The 1,791-nt window shown below is 29.5% G+C and carries 1 pseudogene; it reads right to left on the bottom strand.

Annotated elements, in window-relative coordinates:
* Positions 1–358, bottom strand: a pseudogene (locus tag PVV69_RS09765) (hypothetical protein); the annotation flags it as partial.
* Between the last annotated feature and the right edge of the window lie 1,433 nt (positions 359–1,791).

Genomic DNA, 1,791 nt, shown 5'->3' with positions numbered 1-1,791 from the left:
CGTTGCTAGCATGTGCATTGCCAGAAAGCTTTGCATTGTCTTTTAATGTCATTCCTTCAAAAATAGCATTTCCATAAATTTGTGCATTGCCATAAACGTCTACAAAAAAGCTTTTTACTTTAGCATTTCCGAAGACGCGTGCATTTTGAAAGACACGGGCTTTATTATACACCCAGCAATTGCCCTCATGCGAGAGGTTATCTTCATTTTCAATATAGCCACCTAAATCGCCTTTTTTGACATCTCCAAAATCTCTTAAGGCTCTAATGCGAGTTAAGAAATGACCATCGATATATTCACAATCATCAATAAATTCGTATTTTGGAGATCTTTTTTCTGTATTAACAATAGAATTCATTTTTACACCTATTCGTTAAATTGTTTTGAAATTGACACCCTATAAGGGCATCGGGTGCTCAAAACACGGCGAATAGTCCGTTGTTACGCTTTCCCCATAAAAGGGTATTGTATGGCGTAACTACACCCGATATAAATCATTATATGCTTGTTAAAGCATAAAAGACAATCAGTATTTTACAAGGCATGGGAAAGGCTGTTTCGTAACCTATCCGCTATTCGCAAGTGTTTTGATCACTTGATTATTTATATAACAAAATACGTATTTATTGTCAATTAATATTTTATCTTTTTTGATATTTTTTTTGTATTTTTTAAATGCATTATGTGTATATATTTGTCATATGCTTATTAATTGCTTCTTTTGTATTATATGCTTTTAAAGCTATATTATAGGCGTTATAAAACGATTGCGTTATTTTCTGAATCTATACATTTATAATATTGAGAAGCGCTCTCATGATGCGTATTTTTAGTTTTATGATGTATCTATTTTTCACTAAATGGTTTTTAAAGATTTCTGTTAATTTCTTTTATAACACATTTGCAACTTAATAGCTTTTATAGGGACTATCTTTGTAGCCAATGCTTTCATTTGCGTTGTAATTATGAAAGCCTGCTGTTTTTATATATTCTCTATAGCTGTTATATTCTTATAGCTCTTATAGCCATGGCATTATTTTTTATTTTCATAAGAGAAACGATAAATAGGATAATTGCGATTTGTAGCTTGTTATGAAAACATCTAAAGAGAGATTGATAACTATAGAGATTAGCAAAATCGCTTTTAATAGACTTTTGTCAATCTTGTCAGTTGTTTCTAGATCCTCTATTATTTTTTTCAAATGAGAGAAAATTAAAAACATTATATTTCAATATGTTAAGTTTTATCTCTTTTTCAAAATACAACTTATTAAAAAAGCCATAACAAATAAATACAACTGTAAATGTATATTTGTCAGTTTGTGTCTGTAAATTGAACTGACAAAAGTGATCATTTTAGTGAGTGATTAAAACGTGCTTTATGAAAGAAGCATGTGATCTCTTAAAGCCTTTCAAAAGAAAGGGGCTATCATCATAAGAAATGCTATCAAGGCTCTTATGGTTATGAGTTTTGAAGGTTTTGAGGGTTCCTTTTACGCCCCCTTATATATTTTTTTCAATCAAAAAAATAAAAGTTGTTATATTTCAATATGTTATTATTTTAATAATACAACCTATATCGACAACACAACCTTAAATTCAACCCATAGTATATTTTTGAAGGTATTTTGAGGGTTTGAGAAACCTTCAAAACCTATAAGTAATATAAGAAAATGAATATACATAACTTTCTTTAAACAAGGCTTTTAAAAACGATAAAGCTATCATTTGAGATTATGGTGTAATCTTTTAAAGGCAATCCAAATGACAGTGTTTAAAAGTGCAAATGAT

It is taken from the genome of Bartonella sp. MM73XJBT (assembly GCF_028618465.1).
Lineage (GTDB): Bacteria > Pseudomonadota > Alphaproteobacteria > Rhizobiales > Rhizobiaceae > Bartonella.
The sequence above is the reverse complement of the archived record's forward strand: the minus strand, read 5'-3'. Positions and strand labels throughout refer to the sequence as shown.